17 protein-coding genes and 1 pseudogene are annotated in these 22222 nt (G+C 63.3%); 5 read left to right on the forward strand and 13 right to left on the reverse strand.

Going from position 1 to position 22222, the window contains the following annotated elements:
• Window positions 1-112 precede the first annotated feature (112 nt).
• Complete coding sequence (locus ABEI27_RS07165) at window positions 113-1381, forward strand: tyrosine-type recombinase/integrase (protein WP_375798725.1); 1269 nt, start codon at window positions 113-115, stop codon at window positions 1379-1381.
• Window positions 1382-1606: 225 nt separating this feature from the next.
• Here ABEI27_RS07165 and ABEI27_RS07170 read toward each other — a convergent pair.
• Window positions 1607-1819 (reverse strand): annotated as a pseudogene (locus tag ABEI27_RS07170) (hypothetical protein); the annotation flags it as partial.
• Window positions 1820-1957: 138 nt separating this feature from the next.
• Here ABEI27_RS07170 and ABEI27_RS07175 point away from each other — a divergent pair.
• A complete protein-coding gene (locus ABEI27_RS07175) occupies window positions 1958-2896 on the forward strand; it encodes an A/G-specific adenine glycosylase (RefSeq protein WP_375798726.1) in 939 nt (312 codons plus the stop codon).
• A gap of 87 nt (window positions 2897-2983) precedes the next feature.
• Here the strand turns inward: ABEI27_RS07175 and ABEI27_RS07180 are convergent, their stop codons facing one another.
• From ABEI27_RS07180 to ABEI27_RS07220, 9 genes are all read right to left on the reverse strand, one after another.
• Entirely contained in the window at window positions 2984-4357 is a 1374-nt protein-coding gene (locus tag ABEI27_RS07180; RefSeq protein WP_375798727.1) for a geranylgeranyl reductase family protein, read from the reverse strand.
• 78 nt (window positions 4358-4435) lie between these two features.
• Window positions 4436-5830: a bifunctional hydroxymethylpyrimidine kinase/phosphomethylpyrimidine kinase gene (gene thiD, locus ABEI27_RS07185; RefSeq protein WP_375798728.1), complete on the reverse strand. Its 1395-nt coding sequence runs from the start codon at window positions 5828-5830 to the stop codon at window positions 4436-4438.
• Window positions 5830-6498, reverse strand: a complete 669-nt coding sequence (tenA, locus tag ABEI27_RS07190; RefSeq protein ID WP_375798729.1) for a thiaminase II — start codon at window positions 6496-6498, stop codon at window positions 5830-5832. Before tenA ends, thiD begins: the two co-directional genes overlap by 1 nt.
• Complete coding sequence (locus ABEI27_RS07195) at window positions 6498-7424, reverse strand: sulfide-dependent adenosine diphosphate thiazole synthase (protein WP_375798730.1); 927 nt, start codon at window positions 7422-7424, stop codon at window positions 6498-6500. The genes tenA and ABEI27_RS07195 overlap by 1 nt, the downstream gene beginning before the upstream one ends.
• 206 nt (window positions 7425-7630) lie before the next feature.
• A complete protein-coding gene (locus tag ABEI27_RS07200) occupies window positions 7631-8716 on the reverse strand; it encodes an ABC transporter permease (protein ID WP_375798731.1) in 1086 nt (361 codons plus the stop codon).
• The gene (locus ABEI27_RS07205; RefSeq protein ID WP_375798732.1) at window positions 8709-9947 is read right to left on the reverse strand and encodes an ABC transporter permease; all 1239 of its coding nucleotides are present in this window, start codon (window positions 9945-9947) and stop codon (window positions 8709-8711) included. Before ABEI27_RS07205 ends, ABEI27_RS07200 begins: the two co-directional genes overlap by 8 nt.
• Complete coding sequence (locus ABEI27_RS07210; RefSeq protein ID WP_375798733.1) at window positions 9944-11536, reverse strand: ABC transporter ATP-binding protein; 1593 nt, start codon at window positions 11534-11536, stop codon at window positions 9944-9946. The genes ABEI27_RS07205 and ABEI27_RS07210 overlap by 4 nt, the downstream gene beginning before the upstream one ends.
• Window positions 11537-11604: 68 nt before the next feature.
• The gene (locus ABEI27_RS07215; RefSeq protein ID WP_375798734.1) at window positions 11605-12735 is read right to left on the reverse strand and encodes a BMP family protein; all 1131 of its coding nucleotides are present in this window, start codon (window positions 12733-12735) and stop codon (window positions 11605-11607) included.
• Between the two features lie 156 nt (window positions 12736-12891).
• The gene (locus ABEI27_RS07220) at window positions 12892-14292 is read right to left on the reverse strand and encodes a phosphopentomutase/phosphoglucosamine mutase (protein WP_375798735.1); all 1401 of its coding nucleotides are present in this window, start codon (window positions 14290-14292) and stop codon (window positions 12892-12894) included.
• A gap of 154 nt (window positions 14293-14446) precedes the next feature.
• Between ABEI27_RS07220 and ABEI27_RS07225 the strand changes: the two genes are divergently transcribed.
• Both ABEI27_RS07225 and ABEI27_RS07230 read left to right on the forward strand, forming a co-directional pair.
• Entirely contained in the window at window positions 14447-14665 is a 219-nt protein-coding gene (locus ABEI27_RS07225; RefSeq protein ID WP_375798736.1) for a hypothetical protein, read from the forward strand.
• A 359-nt stretch (window positions 14666-15024) separates the two neighbouring features.
• Window positions 15025-15306: an acylphosphatase gene (locus ABEI27_RS07230; protein WP_375798737.1), complete on the forward strand. Its 282-nt coding sequence runs from the start codon at window positions 15025-15027 to the stop codon at window positions 15304-15306.
• A gap of 33 nt (window positions 15307-15339) precedes the next feature.
• Here the strand turns inward: ABEI27_RS07230 and ABEI27_RS07235 are convergent, their stop codons facing one another.
• Genes ABEI27_RS07235 through ABEI27_RS07245 form a run of 3 tightly spaced genes read right to left on the reverse strand, consistent with a single transcriptional unit; the run spans window position 15340 to window position 20258 of the window.
• A complete protein-coding gene (locus tag ABEI27_RS07235) occupies window positions 15340-16155 on the reverse strand; it encodes a TrmB family transcriptional regulator (protein ID WP_375798738.1) in 816 nt (271 codons plus the stop codon).
• A complete protein-coding gene (locus tag ABEI27_RS07240) occupies window positions 16152-18713 on the reverse strand; it encodes an RND family transporter (protein ID WP_375798739.1) in 2562 nt (853 codons plus the stop codon). The genes ABEI27_RS07235 and ABEI27_RS07240 overlap by 4 nt, the downstream gene beginning before the upstream one ends.
• A gap of 3 nt (window positions 18714-18716) precedes the next feature.
• Window positions 18717-20258, reverse strand: a complete 1542-nt coding sequence (locus ABEI27_RS07245; protein ID WP_375798740.1) for a COG1361 S-layer family protein — start codon at window positions 20256-20258, stop codon at window positions 18717-18719.
• Window positions 20259-20633: 375 nt separating this feature from the next.
• Here ABEI27_RS07245 and mvaD point away from each other — a divergent pair, with 375 nt between their 5' ends.
• Entirely contained in the window at window positions 20634-21608 is a 975-nt protein-coding gene (gene mvaD / locus ABEI27_RS07250) for a phosphomevalonate decarboxylase MvaD (protein WP_375798741.1), read from the forward strand.
• Window positions 21609-22222: the final 614 nt, after the last annotated feature.

Below are 22222 nucleotides of genomic sequence, written 5' to 3' on the forward strand. Positions count from 1 at the left end.
CGTGGGGTAATGGATGGGAGCGCAGTCAGACCGATTTGACCGCGAATTGCAGAGAGTCAAAAACGAAAAAGACGACTTTGTGAACCCCTCGAACGCCGAAGCCATCTTGCATATGGCAAAGGCCTACGACGAAGATCAAATGCTTGTGAGTGTGCCGGAGGGAGAACAGACGAACGCACTCAGTACGCTTGAGAACTATGTTCAGAAGTGCCGCCGGTTCGCAAAGGATGTTGACCTACCGGATACGTCTGAATTGGAATTGAAGGAGCTACTACAGCAATACAAAGACGGTGAGCACGATAGCGTCAAAGACGACGGGCTTACCAACGGAAGCCTTCGGCTCTATTCGCTCGCCTTACGGAAGTTCTACAGAGTACATACCGACGTGGGAATTGATGTTGAGGAAATCCCCGTCCCGACACAAGAAGATACGGGCGTTGATCCCGATGATATGCTCACGCGCGAGGAGGTGCAAGAGCTTCGGTCGGTGGCGCGGAACAACCGGGATTTAGCGCTATTTGACTTTCTGATTTACACCGGCCAACGGGCGAGCGCTACGCGGACACTCAAAATCAAACATCTGAAGCTTGAGGAAGAGAAATTCCGACTAAACGAGGAGGGAGAAGGGCTGAAGGGAGCCGATGAAAACGGGAAGTGGCGGGATTTACTCCTATCCGCGGCTTCTATCCGTCAATGGCTCCAGACCGGCCACCCGAACCCGGATGATCCCGAAGCGTATGTGTTCTGTCCGCTCCCCCAATTTGCGAATGGTGGGCCATACAAGGAGGACCGGGATCTATCCGAGGAAGAGACGGCGCGGACGCAAATGGGAGAATCAAGCGTTTATGAAACTCTCAAGCGGATGAAAGAGCGGACGGAGATAGACAAGCCCCTGAATCCCCACGCGCTTCGACATAATTTTGTGACCATAGCGCTTCGGCGCGGCGTTCCGGAGAGCGCGATTAAGCACCAACTCGGCCACGCACCCGAAAGCCGGGTGATGGAATCGACCTATGCTCATTTGAAGGATAGTGACCATATCCGCGAAGCGCGAAAGGCGTTCGACTTGGAGGTTGAAGAACCGGAGAGCGAACTAACGCCGCAAGTGTGTCCTCGGTGCGGTGAAAGCCCGCCGGCGAGTGCGAAACTGTGTCCGTGGTGCGGGCTTGAGTTTACGCCCGACGCGAAAGAAGCGATGGAACAAGCCGACGAAGCGGTGCGTAAGTCGTACCAAGAAGCCGAGGATATGAAACAGGTCGAACAGGTCCAAAGCGTTGATGAAGTGCTTGAGGCGGTGAGAGACGACCCTGAGTTGAAGGGTGAGCTGATAGACGAACTGAAGGGGGATCTGAAGAGAGAGATTCTTGAGGAATTGAGTTAAGCGGCGCTTCTTGAGAAACTATTCAAGTAGTAAGAAGCTAATTAGCGTAGTTGTCGGGGAAGTGATCTGCTAGTGTTTCAAGGACTATTTCTCGCGCGTTTTGCTCTGGCCGCAAGTCGCTCTTGATTTGGATTGTCTTTGTCTGCTGTAGCTCTTCCCAACACTCTAAGACTGCTTCGCCTTTGTCTGTAAGTTCGTATTGATCTGGACCTACTGTATCTTCGTCTGGAGGTGGAAATCGAGCGTTCCCCGATCGACGGTCGTCTGGAACAACAGATGAACCGCGCGCCGGAGCAGTTCGTCGGCCTCCTCAGTGTCGAACGCCGCCCCGAGCATCGCCAGTTCGTGTCGCGTCTCGCGGTCGAGCGAGACTGACTGCTCCTCGTCGATGTCGGTGTACGCGGATTCGACGTCGCCGGTGAGTTCCTCGAGGCTCATACCCTGTTTCTCGGGTGGCGCGGGCAAACGGCTTTCGTCTCCAGACCGACGACCGCTCCCTGGCGACCCACCCTCATAGGGGCCGATGCTCGAATCCAGATCAGAACTCCCAAGCCCTGCCGGTCCGAGACGCTAACGATGACGGACGGCGACGCCGGAAGCGACGACACCGCCCCGGGTCCGCTCCCCGACGACGTCGTAGCGGTTCGCGACGCTCTCGTGTCGTGGTACGAGACGGACCACCGGTCGTACCCGTGGCGCGAAACCGAGGATCCCTACGAGATTCTGGTTTCGGAGGTGATGAGTCAACAGACGCAGCTCGACCGCGTCGTCGACGCCTGGCGCGACTTTCTCGATCGGTGGCCCACCGTGGCGGATCTGGCGGCCGCCGACCGCGCAGCGGTTGTTGCCTTCTGGAGCGACCACTCGTTGGGGTACAACAACCGCGCGAAATATCTCCACGAGGCGGCACAGCAGGTCCGCGACGACTACGATGGCGACTTTCCCACGACGCCGGAGGAACTCTCTGAACTGATGGGCGTCGGTCCCTACACGGCGAACGCCGTCGCCTCGTTCGCGTTCAACAACGGCGACGCCGTCGTCGACACGAACGTCAAGCGGGTGCTCTACCGCGCCTTCGACGTCCCGGACGACGACAGCGAGTTCGAGCGCGCTGCGGCCAAACTGCTGCCCGACGGCGAGTCCCGAGTCTGGAACAACGCGATAATGGAACTCGGCGGCGTCGCCTGCCGAAAGAAGCCGCGCTGCGACGAGGAAGGCTGTCCGTGGCGCGAGTGGTGTCACGCGTACGCGACCGGTGATTTCACCGCCCCGGACGTTCCGACACAACCCGAGTTCGATGGGAGCCGGCGACAGATGCGCGGCCGCGTGATCTCGACGCTGAAGGAGTACGACGAACTCGGACTGGACGAACTGGGGCCACGAGTGCGGGTGGATTACGCCCCGGACGGAGAGTACGGCCGCGAGTGGCTCTCGGAGTTGCTCTCGGACCTCGCGGACGACGGACTCGTCGAGGTGGATGGCGACGACGAGGCGCTCGCGCGACTCCGTCGGTGATTGGGTAGCTGAGGACTCAGTGCGGGCTTCCTGGCGGTCAGCCAGTAATTCGGCTCAGGGCAGGGCGATCGATTTTCTCCCGGTGGCTCAGTACTTCGGCTCAGCGCCGGTCATCTCGTAAATCTCGTCCATCAACTGATCGCGCTGGTCCTGCCAGACCGGCAGCGCCTCCGCGCGCCGTGGGTAGCGCGCGTAGTGCTCCATCAGTTCGTCCGCGAGGTTTTTCGTCCGGTAGAACTCCAGGATCTGACTCCAGTATCCGAACGACTCCTTCGCCGTCTTCGCGAGCAGCATCGGGCCGAACGATGTCGTCCCGGAGTACAGCGCCTCTGCGAGTTTCTCGCCCGGGAGCGACGCGAGCAGGCCCATCAGATCGTCGACGTCGACGGCCGTCGAGAGGACGTTGTACACGTCGAGGCCGGCGTACCGCGCCCCGAAGTGATCCATCACACGTTCGTTGTACCGCCATAGGGCGTCTTCGCTCACGTCACTTTCCGAGACCGCTTTGACGGCTTGCTCGGCCGCGTAGGTGCCGGCGTAGGCCGCCCCGGCGATGCCGCCACCGGTCGTGGGGTTGACGTGGCCCGCGGCGTCGCCGGCCGCGAGGAAGCCGTCGGCGACCGCCGAGTCGTACGGTCGTCGGGTCGGCAGCGCTGCACCGAGTTTGTCGGTCACCTGCGCGCCCTCGAACTCCGGGCGAGTCTCGAGGTCGCGCCTGAGATCCTCGACCAGTTTCATCGGCTCTTCGGTCATCTGGAAACCCAGGCCCGCGTTGATCGTCGTATCCGTCCGCGGGAAGTACCAGAGGTAGCCTGCGGCGCGTTCGGTCGGTTTGAACACCAGCGCGTCGTCCCACTCGACCGGTTCCGGGACCTCGACGATCTCGCGGTAAGCCGAGCAGAACTGCGAATAGGAGACGTTGGTATCGAAGTGCGTGTTCGAGAAGTCGGTCTTGTCCTGGAGCAGCGAGAGCGACCCCGCGCCGTCGATGACGACGTCGGCGTCGTAGGTGATGGCATCGGTAGAGTGTATGCCACGGATGCCCGTGACGGTCCCGTCCGCCGCTTGCGTCACGTCCTGCACGACCGTATTGTAGTGGAAGTCCGCGCCAGCGTGTTCGGCGGCGTCGATCAGTAGGCGGCCGTATTTCAGGCGGTCGATGACGGCCAGTTCGCCCGGGACGGGAATATCGAGTACGGTGTCTTCCTGCGGGATCTCGAAGCGGCCGTGATCGACCCCCGTGTTGGTGAACGCGCCTTCGATCTGCGACTTCGGGATCGCCTCGGGGAACGCGTCTGCGCCCTTCAAAGCGTCACCGCAGGCGATGTGTCCGGCCTCTTCTTCGGACTTCCGCTCGACGACGGCGACGTCGAGGCCCTCGTCGGCGACGGTGGCCGCAGCGTAACAGCCCGCCGTCCCCGCGCCGACGACGACGACGTCGTACTCGTGGGAGGTACTCATCGTTCGGTGTCTCGCGTGCGTGCGGAAAACTCTTTATCTGTCGGAATTACAGGACGGGAGCCGCGGACCCTCGCGGGCCTACGAACCCGAGTCCTCCCGGGCAGCCACCCCTCGCAGGTGGCCGATGACCCCGGCAACTTCGTCGGGCGTCGCGCCGACGACCCGAATCATCGGCTCTTTGCCGACGGCCCCCTCGTCAGCCACCGCTTGTGGCGGCTCGTTCGCGCGCCCGAAGACGCGATCGGCTGCCCAGTCCATCGTGTCGGCGTCGGTGGGTTCGGCCGTCCGATCGAACCGCGCGATCGGAGCGTCGAGCGATTCGAGTCCCTCGTGCGTCGCCGAGGAGAGTCGGCAGTTCGTCGCAAACCGAAGGTCCGTGTCGTGCTCGCGGGCCGCTAGCAGGAACCGCGCGAGGTGACTCGACGCGCCGAACCGAACGCTCGCAGTGGGTTCGACGCCATCCATCGTTCGGGTGAGCCGTCCGTCCACGGCCGCGATCTCGTCGACCGACTCGGCGTACGGCGTCGCGCCGGCGACGTTCATCCCGACCTCGGGGACGAGCGGCGACACGTCCGCTTCGACGAATCTGTTAACGAGATCACGGACGGCCACGACCGTCTTGCGCTCGTTTGCCTCGTTTCGATGGCCGGCCAGCGGGTGGACGGCTCCCGCACCCTGGCCGACGTCGAGTGGATACCTGACGGCGCGGGAGAGGAAGTCCGTCGCCGCTGCGACCGCGGCCTCAGTCCCGAGTCCCCTGCTCAGGTTTGCGGCGACAGCGGCCGAAAGCGAGCACCCGGTTCCGTGGGTCGCCCTGGTATCGACGCGGGGGTGCTCGAACGCGTGGACGCCATCATCCGTCACGAGGACGTCGCGAACGGTGGCACCGTCACCGTGTCCGCCGGTCACGAGTGCCGCGTCGGCTCCCATTTCGAGCAATTGTGCTCCTGCCGCTCGCGGCGCGGGGTCGTCGTCGCTTTCGCCGACGAGGACGGCCGCCTCTTGCCGGTTCGGCGTAACGAGCGCCGCCACTGAAAGCAGGTCCTCGTACGCCTCTTCGCCCGCTCGGTCGAGAAGTCGGTCGCCGGACATCGCCACCATCACGGGATCGACGACGACGGGGAAGTCCGCGGTGGCGACACAGTCGCGAACCGTTCGGACGATGTCGGCCGTGCCGAGCATTCCGGTCTTGGCGGCCCCAACGTCGAAGTCCTCCACGACTGCTTCGTACTGCGCTCGGACGTCGGTACGATCGAGGATGGTGGATCGCTCGACACCGCGCGAGTGCTGGGCGGTGACGCTCGTGACGACGCTCGTCGGGAAGGTATCGTGTGCCGCCATCGTCCGTAGATCAGCCTGGATACCGGCCCCGCCGCCCGAATCGCTGCCCGCAATCGTCAGCGCGGTCGGGAGCGACACCGGTGCGGGTCGGCGCGGCTTGGAGTCGGGTGGGTCGTCGATTCCGTGATTCATCAGGCCGGCACCTCCCAGGTCTCCTGCGTATAGGCCATCTCCCAGAACCGGTACTCGAGTCTGGCGCTCGTCAGGAAGGCCTCCCGCATCGCGTCGCGTTCGCCCGGATTCTCCGCAGCACAGCGGTCGACCAGTTCACGCATCCACGACACGGACTCGCGGAACGGCTCGCTCGTGTACTTCTCGATGAACGGGGTGTACCGGTGCTCGCCGTCGGCGAGCGCGGCCATCTGTTCCGCAACGTCGAGATACCCCTGTCCGCAGGGGTAGATGGCGGCTGCGGTCTCCGCGAACGACCCCTCGTGGGCCGTCCGCAGGAGGAAGTTCGTGTACGCGACGCAGGTCGGCGCTTTCTCCGTCGCTTCGAGATCCGCAGGAGTTAGTCCGTATCCTTCGGCGAACTCCCGATGGAGGTCCAGTTCGTAATCGACGACGGAGTGCGCGACATCGAGCAGCCGAGTCATCGAGGTTTCGTCGCCCGCTTTCGTCCCCGCCACCGCGAACACCCGGGCGTAATCGAGCAAGTACCGGTAGTCCTGCGTGACCCAGTGACGGAACGCCGCCTCATCGAGCGTCCCGGCGGCCAGTTCGCGGACGAACGGATGCTCCTTCTGGGCTGCCCAGATGTCGTCGCCCGCGTCGAGCAGTCGGTCGCTGAACGCCGTCATCAGTCGTCGGCGGAGGCGGGCGTGTCCCCCGGCAGATCGACCGTCGGTGCGTTCGTCCCCAGTTCGTCGAGCGCGACCTGTGCTGCGCGCTTGCCGGAGAGCAGCATCGCACCGAACGTCGGCCCCATCCGGGTGAGTCCGTAGGTCGTCGCCGTCGAGAGGCCGGCGGTGAGGAGACCCTCGTGGATCTTTCCGGTCTTCTCGACAACTTTGTCCTCGCTGTCGGCGGCCCACATCGAGTCGTGGCCGGGGGAGTCGTGGCCGGGCGCGCCGTACTCGCCCTCGCCGGTCGTGTCCATTCCAGTTTCGTGGGCTGTGGCGTGTTCGATTCCCGGCGCGTCGACGACGCCCTGCTCCTGCAGTTTCGAGACGACGACCGCGTCGTGGCCGGTGGCGTCGACGACCAGATCCGCCTCGACGGCGATCGGATCGACGCAGGTCAGTTCTCGTGGGAGCGCGTGAACGGGCGACCAGTTCATCACGATCCCCGCGACGCGGTGGTCGTCGCGGACGACGACATCGGTGAACTCGGTCATATTCTGGATCCGCGCGCCGGCGTCGCAGGCCGCCGCGATGAGCGACGAACAGGCGTGTGGGCCGTCAGCCAGGTGAAGCCCCTCGGTGTCGGACTCCTCGTAGGGGACGCCGAGTTCGTCGAGAACGGTGTCGGCTGGTTCGCGAACGGTCAGTTTGTTCATCAGGAACCCACCGAGCCAGAACCCACCACCGAGGTAGTTGTTCTTCTCGACGATCATCACGTCGACGCCGCGCTCGGCCAGTTCCGTTGCTGTGACGAGTCCTGACGGGCCGCCGCCGACGATGATCACCTCCGTATCGGTGAAATCGAGGAACTCGTCGCTCCAGGACTTCGTGATCGCCTCTGTCACCTGTGCGTCCGTCGCGTGGCTGAATCCACTGAACGACATATTACCTAGTAATACCACTAAGTTGTTAGAGGTTCCGGTCTCTCCAGGTCGGCAGCGAAACGACAGTGGCCCCGATGAAAGCACGGACAGACCGTGGCTAAGCGCAGGCCTGACGGACATCGCTGTCGCTACGGGTGGAAGAGCGCCGACCACAACCCGTCGGGCCGCTCACCTCTCATCAGGCTATGTTCCGGCCGCCGAATTCCCTACTCCTCGCCGGATTCGTAGTGATCCCCGGCCGCTTCGGGGGTCTGAGTCCGACCGACGAGCGCGAGCACGACGATGACGATCACGAACGGCGTGATTCGGATGAGTTGCCGCGGGATCCCGATCCCCCGGAGTTGCAGCACGGTCTGGATCGCGTCGAGTCCGGCGAACAGGAGTGTGGCCAGGAACGCGCCGATCGGATTGTAGTTGCCGAACAGGTACGCCACGATGGCGATGAATCCTTTCCCGTTGACCATCGTGGGGCCGTTCCCCGTGAACTGTCCCAGGTCGAGCGAGAACGCGGATCCGCCCATCCCTGCCAAGAGACCCGACAGCAGCACGGCAGCGTAGCGGACGCCCTTGACGCTCACGCCGGCCGTATCGAGCGCCTTTGGGTTCTCCCCGCTGGCCCGGATCCACCGGCCGAACGCGGTCCGCTCGAAGACGTACCACGACAGCCCCACCGACAGGAAGAGCAGATACACCGACGGAGACGCAGAGAACAGCGCGCCGAAGAACGGGAGTTCCGCGAGCACTGGCACGGAGATCGCGTTCGGCGTCGGGACCGTCGGCGTGTTCGGCCCGTTGTAGATTACCTGCGAAGCAAACGGCGCGAGGCCGAGGGCGATCAGCCACACCGCCAGACCGGCGATGATCTGGTCCGCCCGGAACTCGATGGTCACGACCGCGAACAGGCCGGCGAGCAACGTGCTCGCGAGAACGCCGCCGGCGAAGCCGATCCAGACGCCGCCCGTGAGGTCAGTGACGTAGATGGCAGTGAACGCCGAGATGATGAGCAGGCCTTCGAGACCGATGTTGATCACGCCCGCCTTCTCAGCGAAGATGCCGCCGAGCGCGGCGAACGCAATCGGGACCGAGAGCCTGAGCGCCGAGGCGAGCGTGTTCCGACTCGTGAGGACGCCCGCGAACGTTCCGGCGATCGAATCCGGAAAGATCGCTCCCGCGACGAGGAGGACGAACAGGGCCGCGATCGTCGTGCCGCCGGCCAGTGCCCGGGTCGAGTACGCCGCCACGGTGTCGGTGAGTCGGCTCCCGACGGGCGCGTCCGCACCGGCCTCACTCATCTGTCTCTCCCTCCCGGCGGCCGCCATCGGTGGCGACGGGGGTGCGCTCCGGTCCCGACGGGGACAGCCGTCTGCCGAGAAGTCGGAAGAACTCCGGCATCGCGACGAACAGGATGATCAACCCGCGGAGGACCCCGACCAGTTGCGGCGGCACGTCCGTCGCGAACTGCACAACGGTCGTCCCGCTCTTGAGGATTCCGAACAGGAGGGCCGCGATACCGACTCCCAGGGGGTTGTTGCCCGCAAGAATCGAGACGGTGATCCCGTCGAACCCGTAGGAAGGGAGCCCGGTCTGGAACGTCCCGAGGATCATCATCACGTACATCGCGCCCGCAACGCCGCCGAGCGCACCCGAAAGGGTCAGACTTGCCACGACGGTCTTTGCCGCGTCGACGCCACCGTACTCGGCGGCCTCCGGTTGGATTCCGCTCGTGCGGACGTCGAATCCGAACGCCGTGTGCTCGATCACGTAATAGAGGCCACCGATGGCGACGATGCCGAACGCGAACGCGACAAGCGAGAAGTCCTGACGGCTGCCGAACAGCAGCGACGGGAAACGCGCGAACTCCGGCAGCGGGACCGTCTGATTCGCCGCGCTGGCCGGATCTTTGAACGGCCCGCTCACGAGATACAGCGTCACGCCAGTGGCGATGAAGTTGAGCATAATCGTCGTGATGACTTCGTTGGCGTCGGCGTACGCCTTCAACAGTCCCGGAAGCATTCCGTAAAGTCCACCGAAGACAGCCCCGACAAGAACCCCGAAGGGAATCAGGAGCACCGTGCCCAGCGCGCCCGAAAGGAACGACGACGCCCAGAGAACGCCGACAGCCGTCGCCATCGCGCCGACGACCATCTGGCCCTGCGTGCCGATATTGAAGATCCCCGCACGGAAGGCCACCGCCACCGACAGTCCCGTGAAGACGAGTAGCGTCGTTTCCCGGAGCGTGACGGCGAACTGTCCGTCCGGTGACCAGTTTCCGCGGAGCGGTTCACCGAGGGCGCCCAGGAAGAGCCGGTCGAAGACGACGACCGGGTCGTAGCAGAATCCCGTCCCGAGATAATAGACGGCGTCGGTCGGAGCGCAGGTCGTCATCCGTCCGGCCACGAGGACCAACACGGTCCCGATGAGTATCGAGAGAACGAGCGCGGCGGTGCTGATCAGGATCCGCTCGATGGCCGAGGCCTCGACCAGTCGGGTGATCGCCCCGCGGATTCTATCCGCAGCGCTCACCGCTCGTCACCGCCCGTCACGTCCGCGGTGGCCGCCCGCCCTTCGCGATCGTCGCTGGCTTCTCGCGACACGGCTTCTGGCTGTTCGCCCGCCATCAGCAGGCCAAGTTCCTCCTCTGTCGTCTCGGCAGGGTCGACGACCCCGTTGAACTCGCCCTCGTACATTACGGCGAGACGGTCGGAGATTCCCTGGACCTCCTCCAGTTTCGAGGAGACGAGGAGCACCGCCACGCCCTGTCGGCGCAGTTCCAGCAGGCGCTCGTGGATGAACTCGATCGAACCGACGTCGACGCCCCGAGTCGGGTGTGAGGCGACGACGAGTTTCGGATCGCGCTCGAACTCGCGACCGACGATGAACTTCTGCTGGTTCCCGCCCGACAGCGACTCTGCACCGGCCTCGGGATCCGGGGGCCGGACGTCGTACTCGTCGATGATCTCCTCGGCGTGGTCACGCGTCGCCGGCCAGTCGATGCGCCCGTTCGGACCGTACTCTTGGCTGTGCTGGCTACCGAGGAGCGCATTCTCGATCAGGTCGAAGTCCATCACCAGGCCACGCTCCTGTCTATCTTCGGGGATGTACGCCATCCCGGAAGCGATCCGCTCGCGACGGGAGGCCGTCGTTACGTCGTCGCCGAGGAAGCGGATCTGCCCCGCGTCGGGCGTTCGAAGTCCGGTCAAAGCCTCGACAAGCGGGGCCTGTCCGTTGCCATCGACGCCGGCGATGCCGAGGATTTCACCGGCGCGGACCTCGAAGGAGACGCCGTCGACCGCGCGGACCCCGCGGTCGTCTTCGACGACGATGTCCGAAGCGGAGGCGACGACGTCGCCGGTCTCGGCCGCCCCTCGATCGACGTCCAACAGCACCTCGCGGCCGACCATCAGTTCCGCGAGATCCTCGCGTGTGGTCCCGTCAGCGTCGACGGTGCCGACGTTCCGCCCGTCGCGGAGGACGGTTATCTCGTCGGCAGCGCGCATCGCCTCACCGAGTTTGTGCGTGATGAAGATGATCGTCTTCCCCTGCGCAGTCAGTTCTTCGAGGACGTCGAACAGTTCCTCGACTTCCTGGGGCGTCAGGACCGCTGTCGGTTCGTCCAAGATCAGCACGTCGGCGCCGCGGTAGAGCGCTTTGAGGATCTCGACGCGCTGTTGTTCGCCGACGGAGATGTCCTCGACGGTGGCGTCGGGATCGACGTCGAAGCCGTAGCGCGCTGAGAGTTCGACGACCGCCTTGCGGGACGCCTCGCGGTCGACAGTGAGACCGCCCCACTTCCGCGGTTCGTTTCCGAGCGTGATGTTCTCAGTGACAGTCATCGGATCGACGAGCATGAAGTGCTGGTGGATCATCCCGACGCCGGCGTCGATCGCGTCTCTGGGAGAGTCGAACGATTTGGTCTCGTCGTCGAGGTGAACCCGGCCAGAAGTCGGCTCGTAGAGTCCGTAGAGGACGTTCATTAGCGTCGTCTTGCCCGCTCCGTTCTCGCCGAGGAGGGCGTGGACGGTGCCGCGCTCGACTTCGAGGTCGACGTCGTCGTTCGCCACGACCCCGGGGAACCGCTTGGTGATTCCCTCGAGATGGACGGCAGTGGCCATAGATCTATGTCTCCTTGGTGGGGGGGTAACCGAATAGGTTTGGATGTGAACCGAAGCGCCCTGTGCGCTTACTGCGGCGAGGACGGCACCGAGATGTCGCCGGCAATGATACTGTCCCGGGCGGTTGCGATCTCGTCTTTGACGTCCTGCGGGATCTCCGAGCCGAGTTGGTCACCGTAGACCAGCGCGACGCCCTCGTCTTTGAGACCCAGCGAGACCGCGGTTCCTCCGGGGAAGTTGTCGTTGACGACGGACTCGATCGAGTTGTAGACGGCAGTATCGACGCGCTTGACCATACTCCCGAGAATCACATCCGAGTAGGAGGGCTTCGTGATTGACTGGTCGCGGTCGACGCCGATCGCGAACTTGCCCTGTTCCTGGGCGGCCTGAAAGACGCCCGTTCCGGTGTTACCCGAGGCGTGGTAGACGATGTCGGCGCCGCTGTTGTACATCGCCGTCGCGGCCTCTCGCCCACCGGCGACGTCGTTGAAACCGCCGACGTAGTTTACGAGGACCTCGACGTCCTCGTCGCCGGCTTTCACGCCGGCTTCGTAGCCCGCCTGGAACTTCTTGATCAGGTCGGACTCGACGCCGCCGACGAACCCGACGCTTGTGGAGTCTCCTGCTGTCGAACCGCCGGCCGCGGAGTAGTCTCGCGTGGTGAGCATACTCGCCATCAACCCCGCAAGGTACGAGCCCTCGTGTTCTTTGAACGTGTAACTTGCGACGTTCGGTGCGTCGACGACGGAGTCGACGATCATCAGGTTTTGGTCGGGGTAGGACCCGGCGGTCTGTGTGACTGCGTCGGCCTGCAGGAAGCCGATACAGCAGATCAGATCGTAAACCGGATCCGTCGACTGCGCGAACTGTTGCTGAAACGTGCTGAACTCAGAGACCTGTTCGGGCTGGGCCTCGTTGAACGAGACTCCGAGTTCTTCTTCGGCCTGCAACGCTCCCTGCTGGGCCTGGTCGTTGAACGACCCATCGCCCAGGCCGCCGGTCGCATAGACCATCCCGATGTGGGCTGTCGGGCTGCTTGCTGTCGTCTCGGCCGCAGTCGTCTCCGTCCCGTCACCGCCGCCGTACTGACTGGTCGTCTCTGTCGATTCCGCAGAACCGCCAGACGGACCACCGCTACAGCCGGCCAGTCCTGCGATTCCCGCGACTCCGGTCGCCTTCACGAACGATCGTCTATCCATTACTATAGACACCTACGGAGTAATGGGAACGGAGATGCGCATAAATTCGTCGCTCCCTGACGGCTCCCAGGCGATCGCACGAGACGGTGACGGATCCCCGATGCTCGTGCGATGGCGTTTCGAGACCTTCGGCAGTCGGCGTCGAAACTCCGTTCGTCAGGACGCGTCCGTGACTGCGCGTTCGACCACCTCGGTCACCTCGTCGACGAGTACATCCACCTCGTCGGCCTCGGCGTAGACGCGGACGTAGGGTTCGGTTCCCGAGGGTCGGACGAGCGTCCACGAGGCGTCGGGAAATTCGAGACGAACGCCGTACTCCGTGTCCACGTCCGCCTCGGGGAACGATTCTGGCAGCGTCGCTTCGAGACGTGCCATCGCGTCGCGCTTTGCCTCGTCGGGACACTCGACGCTCACTTTGCGATACGGGCGCTCAGTGACGGGGTCGCGAAGGCCGTCGAGGCCGTCGCGTGCGACGAGTCGCAGGAACACCGCTGCGGAGGCAGCGCCGTCGATCCAGCCGCCGTGCGATGGATGGATATGCTTCCAAGGTTCGGCGGCGAAGACGACGTCGCCGCCGGCGGCGCGCGCCGCGGCGATTCCCTCGTGGAGCGCGCCAAGTCGAATGCGTTCGACGCGTCCTCCCGCCGCCCTGATCCGTTCGTCGATCCGCCCCGAGGCGTTCGGCGTGGTCACGACGACCGGATCCGCAGCGTCAGCCACCCGGGTGAAATGGGCGGCTAAGATTGCGACGACGGTGTCTTCGTGCACGACGTCGCCGTCGCCGTCGACGATTACAATGCGGTCAGCGTCGCCGTCGTGACCGATTCCGAGGTCGAAACTCCCGTCTGCGACGACCGATCGAAGGTCGGCCAGCGATTCCGGCGTCGGCTTCGACTCTCGTCCCGGGAAGTGGCCGTCGACCTGGCTGTTGAGCGTGACGACCCGCGCCCCGAGTTCTCGAAGAACCAGCGGTGTGCCGAGCGCACCCATCCCGTTCCCGCAGTCGACCACCACATCGAGTCCATCCGCGTGTGCGCCGTGTGCCTGCGCGTACTCGACGACCGCGCTTCGGTACTCCTTGACTATTTCACCGTCCGCAGAGCCGCCCCAGCGGTCCCAGGCGACCGGCGACTGCTCGCCCGCGACGCGGGACTCGATCCCGCGTTCGAGATCCCGATCGTACTCCTCGCCGTCAACGAAAACTTTGATTCCGTTGTCGGCCGGCGGATTGTGCGAGGCCGTGAGCATCACGCCGCGACGGCCCTGCGAGGCGTAGGCGAGGGCCGGTGTCGGTAACATCCCCGCTCGCTTGACGTCGGCTCCGGCGGATGCTACGCCTGCCTCCACCGCCGCGGCGAGTGCCGGCCCCGTGGTCCGCCCGTCCCGTGCAACCACGACGGGCGTGGCGTCGGCGTCCGACGGGTTTCCGACCGCGTCGGCGTCCGATGCGTTCCCTACAGCGTCGGCACCGACTGCGCGGCCGACCGCGAGCGCGAGTTCTGGGGTCACTCGCTCTTCGGCCGAACCACGGATGCCGGCCGTTCCGAAGAGTTCCATACAACACGTGCCCTACCCAGTAGTGATAAACTCACCTCCCTGGCGCGTCTGCTGTATATTTATTCGGTGTCGAATTCCATTCTGAAGAGGATATTACGGGAGTGTGCTGGATTGTTTTCGGATTCGTATATCATCAAGCACACGCGAACTGGACGTGCAAATACTGGGTCGGTCGTCGAACTTCGAGTACTCGGAGCACTGGATCGGGTACGCGGTCCTCGTTCTCCGTGTGGTGATGGGGCGGACCCTGTTCCAGGGCGAAGTCACCAAACTCGTCACCTCTGTCGACGCGGAATCCCAGGCACGGTGTCGTTTCTTCGTCGATCCGTCGCTCCGTCGTGGGTTCGGCGCCACCTTCGGTAACAGGGGTTAGTGACCTCGAACCGAACCGTCGGCTACAGTAGCGTTTGCACGTCTTCGCTCACTCGATCGCCCGACTGCGTACGATCGGCTGTGCAACCAGTTGCAAACGCTACTATAGGCGTATAGGCATCGAGCGTGGCCACTGCGCGGGGTGGCGTCCGCATCGATGATGCCTCCTGACGTTCGGCTTGTGTGTGATGTGCGGTATCGGGGCAGTCATCAAAGCACTGTCAGGAGACGGGGTGTTACCCGTGATCCTGGTAGGCCTCTTTCCGGCGACGACCACGTAGGGCTTCCTGCGGGGCGTCGCTTCATAGCGGACGGTTGGGCGATACGCTCTTTCTGCCGGCCCTACAACGAACGCGCGAAATGACCGACAATCGAGTCCGCGCACACGTGTTCGTCAGCGGGACCGTCCAGGGCGTTTACTACCGTGCGTCGACCCGCGATGCGGCGCGCGACCGCGACGTCGACGGCTGGGTCAGAAACCTCGACGACGGTCGGGTCGAAGCCGTCTTCGAGGGATTGGAAGCAGATGTGGAAGCGATGGTCGAATGGTGCCACACTGGGAGCCCCACGGCATCCGTCGAGGATGTACACGTCGAGTTCGAGGAACCGGCGGGGGAGTCAGGCTTCCACGTGAGGTGGTAGCAGAAGCGCAAATCGTCAGCGTCAGGTCGGTGGTCACTCGTCGTCGAACGAACCGCTGACGAACCTCTGGATACTATCCTCGATAACGCGAGCGAGTATCTCCGCCATCGCCGTATCGGCCGCCCAAATTGCCGTCTCGTCCGCGGCGTCGCCCGGCGACGTCGCCGAGAGCAACACCACGCGGTCGTCGACGATGAGGACCCGACCCGGGTGGTCCATCGGTGGGTCGACCGCCTCGGCGACCGCCACGCCATCGATGTCGGCGAACATCTCTCTGACTGCGGCGTCCTCGCTGAGGACACGCACCGACGCGCCGGCTTCGGCGCGGGCGCGAAGCGTCTCGAGGAGATTCGAGGGCACGAACTCCGGCTTGGGAGCGGCGAAGAGGACCGAGTCGACCCCCTGTCTCGCGAGTTCCGCAACGCGGTTGTGGATCGGTTCGCGCCCGTGGATTGTCCAGACGTCGTCGCGTGTTTCGCTCTCGATCCGCGCTTCCCGTTGCGCTTCGAGGAATTCGAACGCGCGGTCAGCCTCCTGTTGCATCCTCTCAGCGAGTTGGCGGCGCGCGGTGTCCAAACTCACCGGCCGGTAGCGTTTCGGCGTCGACTGCTGGAGTTCGACCATTCCGACGTCAAGTAGTTCCTCGGCCGCACCGTACACCTGTGAACGCGGGACGTCAGTCTCTTTGTGAATCTGCTTGGCCGTCCCGACACCGAGACGCTGGAGCGCGACAAACACCCGTGCGGCGTAGTTCGAGAGTCCAAGATGTTCGAGCGCTGCCACGGCCTCGTGTTCGGAGACGGTCGTCTCGGGCACGTCCCTGGGGTCGGAATCCGCATCGAAGTTCACGCCGATCCCCCCTCTATGTCGGTGTCAGGGCTCGGCCCCAGCGGGTCGTCTGTCCCGACTGACTCGGCCGTTCCCTCGCCGGGATACCCCATCGGAACGTCCGGGTCCTCGTTGACGATCCGATCCCAGACGACGAGCGCCGAGGGAAGCACGAGAAGCGAGGCGAGAAACGAGTAAATAATCGAGATGGCCGTCAACACCCCGAACTGCCCGAGGACGGACAACACTGCAAGGACGAGCACGCCGATTCCGAACGCCGTGGTCGCCATACTCCCCAGGAGTGCCCCGCCCGTCCCGACGACGGTCCGCTTGAGCGCCACGGACAGCGGGTTCTCGCGTCGCTCGTCGATGAACCGATGGACGACGTGGACCGAGTAGTCGATCCCCAGGCCGATGGTCAGCGAGAGGATCGTCGCGGTGAAGGCGTTGAACGAGATGCCGAGCACCCGCATCGTTCCTGCGACAGCGGAGACGGCGACCACGATGGGCACGAGGTTCGCGATGCCCAGCGACGGGAGCCCTTCGAGCACCCAGTAGATGAACAACAGGAACACCACAGTCGCTCCGAGCGCGAGTGCGAGACTCTTGATCGCTGACTCGAAGATCAGATTCGAGACCTGCTGGAACACGACAGTGTTGCCCGTGGCTATCGCGTCCGATCTGAACCGATCCGCCACCTCACGAGCGGCGGCGGTCGCTTCGTCGTCAGAGGTATCGGCGGTGACAGAGTATATGACCCTGGCGCTCCGGTGATCGTCGGCAAGATACTCCGAGGCCCGGTCGCCGACCGGCGATTGGTCGAGTTCCCGATAGATCGTCGGGAGATTGTCGTCCGGAACGCCGTTGTTGTTTCTGTCGTTCCGGTCGACCAGTGCGGCGAACTCGGGATTACGGTCGGCATAATCTTGGATGACCGTCACGATGCTCGTGGACTCAGCACGTCTATTGCTTGCATCGACGAACACCTCGGGCGGCTCTTCCCCTGCCCGGTAGATCCGTTCGAGGGCGGCATCGTTCTCCATCCGCCCCTGGACGTATATGGTGACTGACCCCCCCTGCGAGGTGGTGAACTTGTCTTCGAGGAAGTTCAACGTCCCAACGGCGTCGTAGTCACTGGGGGCGAAGGGTTCGGGGAGCGATTTCAGGAGTGGCGAGACGTCCTCCGGCGGCAGGAAGTCCTCCTGTGAGAACGAGGTATCGACACCCGTCGCGTACCCGGCGGCCCCCGCACTGAACAGCAGGGCAACGATCAGGACGATCACCGGCAGTTTCCGCGCGGCGAAGACGCCGACCGAGAGCACCTCGCCGAGTGCCGATCCCTCCTCGCCGAGCGGCTGCTGGCTGAACGTCGGAACCGGCCAGTCGTCGCGATTGCGGTCGAGCCAGACCTTCGCCGCCGGGAGGAAGATGCCGAAGATCAGGAAGGTGAACGTAATCCCGACGCCGGCGACGACGCCGAAGTCGCGGATCGGCGGCAGACTGGAGGCGAGATTCGAGAGGAATCCGATCACGGTGGTTCCAGTGACAATAAAGAACGCAACCAGCAACTGATCGGTCGCGACGGTCATCGCCGAATCGACGTCGAGACCAGTCGCTCGGTCCTCACGATACCGATTGATCGCGTGGATCCCGAAATCGATGCCGACCGCGAGCAACAGTGGTGGGACCGAGATCATAATCTGATTGAACGGGATGCCGGCTAACCCGAGGAATCCGAACGTCCAGATCACGGCCATCAACAGCGAAACGATCCCCAGGATGAGATCCAGTAGGTCGCGGTAGGCCACGACGAGGAATCCCACGATGAGGATGACCGCCGCAGGCGTGACGATCAACAGCGAATCGGTGATGACCGTCCCGAACTCGTCGGCGATGATGCCGCTTCCAAAAACCGTAATATCGGTGTTCAGTTCCGTATCGATGATCCGCTGGGCCTGCAATTGAATGTCGGTCATCGGGCTGTCTCCCGACTGCCCGGTCGTGCCACCGACATCCTGCGGGAGGTCGTGCGTCACGACCCCAATCGTCGCCGAAGCCGAGGCAGCTTCCTTATTAAAGTCGTTGCTCAGCGTCCCGGTGAGTTCCGGATTATTCGCGTTCTCGCGAACTGTGCGGCGGATCTCAGTCTGAGTCGCACCCTCTAGAGCGATAATCTGCTCTTCGAGCGTTGTGGCCGACGGATCGACCTTCTGGGCGACGAAGCCCGCCGCAGACGACGTACTGGAGACGTACATATCGTTCCGATCCTCAAGCGCCTCCTGTGCCCGAAGCATCGCGAGCATCGACTGTTTTGAGAGGACGTTTGGCGATCGCTGGACGAGTTGTGTACTTCCGGGGTTGTTACCGAACACCGGCAGGAACTCGTTTTCGATCCGATCGTTCGCGTTCGCTGCTGGGACGTCCTCGGCGAACTGCTGGGTGCCCGATTCCGTGGAGACGTTCCCCAGACCTCCCGCGAAGAGGAGGGTGACGAGCAGAAACGCCAGCATCACTTTTTTCGGGCGGTTGACGATATTGTCGTCCGCCCAGTCGACGAAGCGCTGATAGTCGACCTGCATCGGTCAGCCCTGTCGTCGGTAATAAAGGAAGCCGACAACGGCGAGCAGCACGGCGACGCCGCCGCCGATCGGGAGTATCGGGAGCCCGCTGCCGGAACTCTCTGTCACTTGGATGGGAACCTGATACGTATCAGAGATGATCGTGTCCCCGTCAGGCTGATCGTACTGGAAGTCCATCTTCACCGGATAGGTCTTCGCCGTTGCATCGCCACCGGCGCTGACCTGGAAGCGAATCGTCTTCGATTCCCCGGGTTCGAGTTCCTCGACGAAGGCTTCGTCGTCGGACGAGGAGAGCGGCGAGTCCATATAGATCTTCGCGGAGATGTCCGAGAGCACGCGGTCGCGGGTGTTTGTCACGGTTACCTCGAACGTTCCGCCGGATCCCGCGGTGTACGTGGCATTTACCGGTTCCACCTGGAACTCCGGGGACTCCTCAGCCACCTCGACGCGGGTGAGGATCGTATCGGACTGACGGGTCCTGTCGGCCATATCCTTGTACGTCACGCCGAAGTCGAACTGTCGGGGGCCGGCCGATGCGCTGCTCGTAACTTCGACGTCGAAGGAGAACGGTGCCGACTCACCGGGCGCCAGAGAGCCGACGGCGACGGACGTTTCGACCAGCGACACCGTCTGTCCTGGCTTTTCAAGCGTCACGACAGCGTTGTCGGCGGCCATCGGGCCGGTGTTGGTGACCGTGCCCGAGACGGTCCCTTCCTCACCGACGCGGAGCGAACTGCTCATATCCGAGACGTCGAAGGTCATCTCCGGGAGTGCGCGAAGCGGAACCGTCAGCGAAGGCGTCGATCCGGTCGTTCCGTCGGGTTTCTCGAAGTCGATCTGTGCCGACAGCGGGTAGTTGCCGACAGAGGCACTGTCTTTGAGTGTCGTCTCGAACTCGAAAGTGCGGTTTTCACCGCGCTCCCAGGAGTCGATGAATCTGGTACTCGAAGTGCTCGAGCCCAGTGAGACGTCCGGGGCCGACGAGGAAAGCGTCAACGTCGAGTCGTAGGCGGCGGTGGTTCCGACGTTCTGGACGGTCACTTCGAGCGTGCCAGTCCCGCCCACAGTGGCCGTCGAGGAACTGTCGACGATGTCGAACTGTGGGCCGGGTTTGACGCGGACCGGAAGGTAGATCGTCTTCTTCCGCTCCACGTCGCTGCCGGCACCGTTGTCGTACTCGTAGGATAACCGAAGCGGAATCCGGTACGTCCCGCTCTCGATGTTCGAGGGGACGTCGAGTGACAGCGAGAGATCCGCCGGCGAACCGTCCGGGAGGGATTCGACGTACAGTTGGTTCGTCTCCACGTTGATCGGGCCGACGCTGTTAGCCGGACGAATGTGAACGTTGTACGCGTCTCTCGTCTCGTCCTCAGCGCCCGAACCGTCGTTGAGGAGTTTGAACGAGAGCTCGTTCACGCCACCAGGCTGGAGTGTCGGATCCGACGTGACCGTTTGTATCTCCGGATTCGACGTCAGTGCGACCGCGGGAAGCGCACTCAGAAGGAGCGATACGACAATCAGGACGGCGAACAGCTTTCGTTTCATTGGATCGTGACCGTGTCGCGCCGCCGGAGTCCACGAGCGGCAGCGTCCGGCAGGTCTTACTCGCACGTTGAACCCTGAGTATAAAAGGTATTGTAAATTTCTACAAACAGTGTGGCCGTTCCTGTCTCGACTCAGATTCAGGAATTCCGCTCTGTAGTGTGATCTAGTATTTGACAAGCAGACAAAAATCCGATGGCCGCATCGGAGTATTCCGAATCGGCCGAATCGTGTTGCCACCTCTCTTTCTTCAGCACACGCATTCGTGCCGAACGCTCACTGCCGGTGGTATTCGTGGCGATACCGTAGTGTTCATTGCGTCGAACAGATGGCCGCGCCATCGGGACGTTTAACCTCGCGTCGCTCACGCGTGAGAGTATGAAAGCGACTGCCAGAGCACACCCGATTCAAGGCCTGATCAAGTATCACGGGATGCGCGACGAAGAACGCCGACTCCCGTATCACGACAGCATCAGCGTATGTACTGCCCCGAGTGCGACGACGACGACGGTCGAGTTCCAACCGGACGCACCCGACGACGTCTATCGAATCGGCGGCGAACGTGTCGACGGCCGCAGCGCCGAGCGTATCGACGCCGTCGTGGAGCACGTCCGTGACCGCGCCGACATCGACCACCCGGTTCGGCTCGAATCGGAGAACTCCTTCCCGTCGAACATCGGGTTCGGCTCCTCGTCGTCCGGGTTCGCTGCTGCCGCGATGGCCTTGGCGACGGCCGCCGACCTCGACCTGACGCGCCCGGAGATATCGACCATCGCCCGTCGTGGGTCTTCGTCGGCTGCGCGCGCCGTCACTGGGGCGTTCTCGCACCTCTATTCGGGGATGAACGACGACGACTGTCGGTCCGAGCGGATCGAGACCGACTTGGAGGACGACCTGCGGATCGTCGCCGCGCACGTTCCAGCATACAAAGAAACCGAGGAAGCGCACCGCGAAGCCGCCGAGAGCCATATGTTCCAGGCGCGGATGGCACACGTCCACCACCAGATCGATGCGATGCGCGACGCGTTGTTCGACGCGAACTTTGACCGCGCGTTCGAGTTGGCCGAGCACGATTCGCTTTCGCTTACCGCGACGACGATGACCGGCCCGGCCGGATGGGTGTACTGGCAACCGGACACCATCGCGGTATTCAACGCGGTCCGCAAACTTCGAGACGATGCCGACATCCCGGTGTACTTCTCGACTGACACGGGCGCGAGCGTGTACGTCAACACGACCAGTGCGCACGTCGACCAGGTCGAATCCACGGTCGCAGACGTCGGTGTGGACACCGACGTGTGGGAGGTCGGCGACCCCGCACAGATCCGTCCATCCGCCGACGCGCTGTTCTGAGACGGCGACTCGTCAGTTGAGCTGAGCGCGACGCCTCCAACTTCTGGGTCGGAAAGAATAGATCGATGATATTCCGGTCCCTCAGTGGCGAGTCGGTCAGCGAGGACCGTTCGAATCTCTCGTGAGCGCTACGGGTCTGGTCCGATCGCCCGGGTGTGTCGAAAGTTGATATCCGAACGAGTCCGCTGGGGGAAGCTGTCTCGTCTTTTCATCAGTTCGGCGTGGTAGAACAGCGACGAAGCGGTCTTGAGTGGCGTCGAACCGTTCGTAACTCGTTGAGGAGGTTCGAGAGAGCCGAAGCTACGTTGAATACCTCCCCAGATATGTCTCGCAAAATACCTGGGGTATCAACGGCACTGTCGATCGATCTGTCTGCTCTGCAGATGCGAGGCTCTCCATTCTGCAGATGCGAGACTCTCCATTCTGCAGGTGCGAGCCTGACTGCCTGAGGAATGTTGAGGTGCGAGTCCAGATTCGTCTCATCGTCTATGATCCCGAGTGATTCCGCGGCGCCGTATACCGAATAGTCGGCCTTGCCCCTCGCAATACCCTCTGGATCCAGTCTCTCTTCGATTTCCCCATACCTTCTCTCACAGCAGTTCGACGCACAGTGA

It is taken from the genome of Halobellus sp., from assembly GCF_042218505.1.
In the GTDB taxonomy this organism is placed as follows: domain Archaea; phylum Halobacteriota; class Halobacteria; order Halobacteriales; family Haloferacaceae; genus Haloquadratum.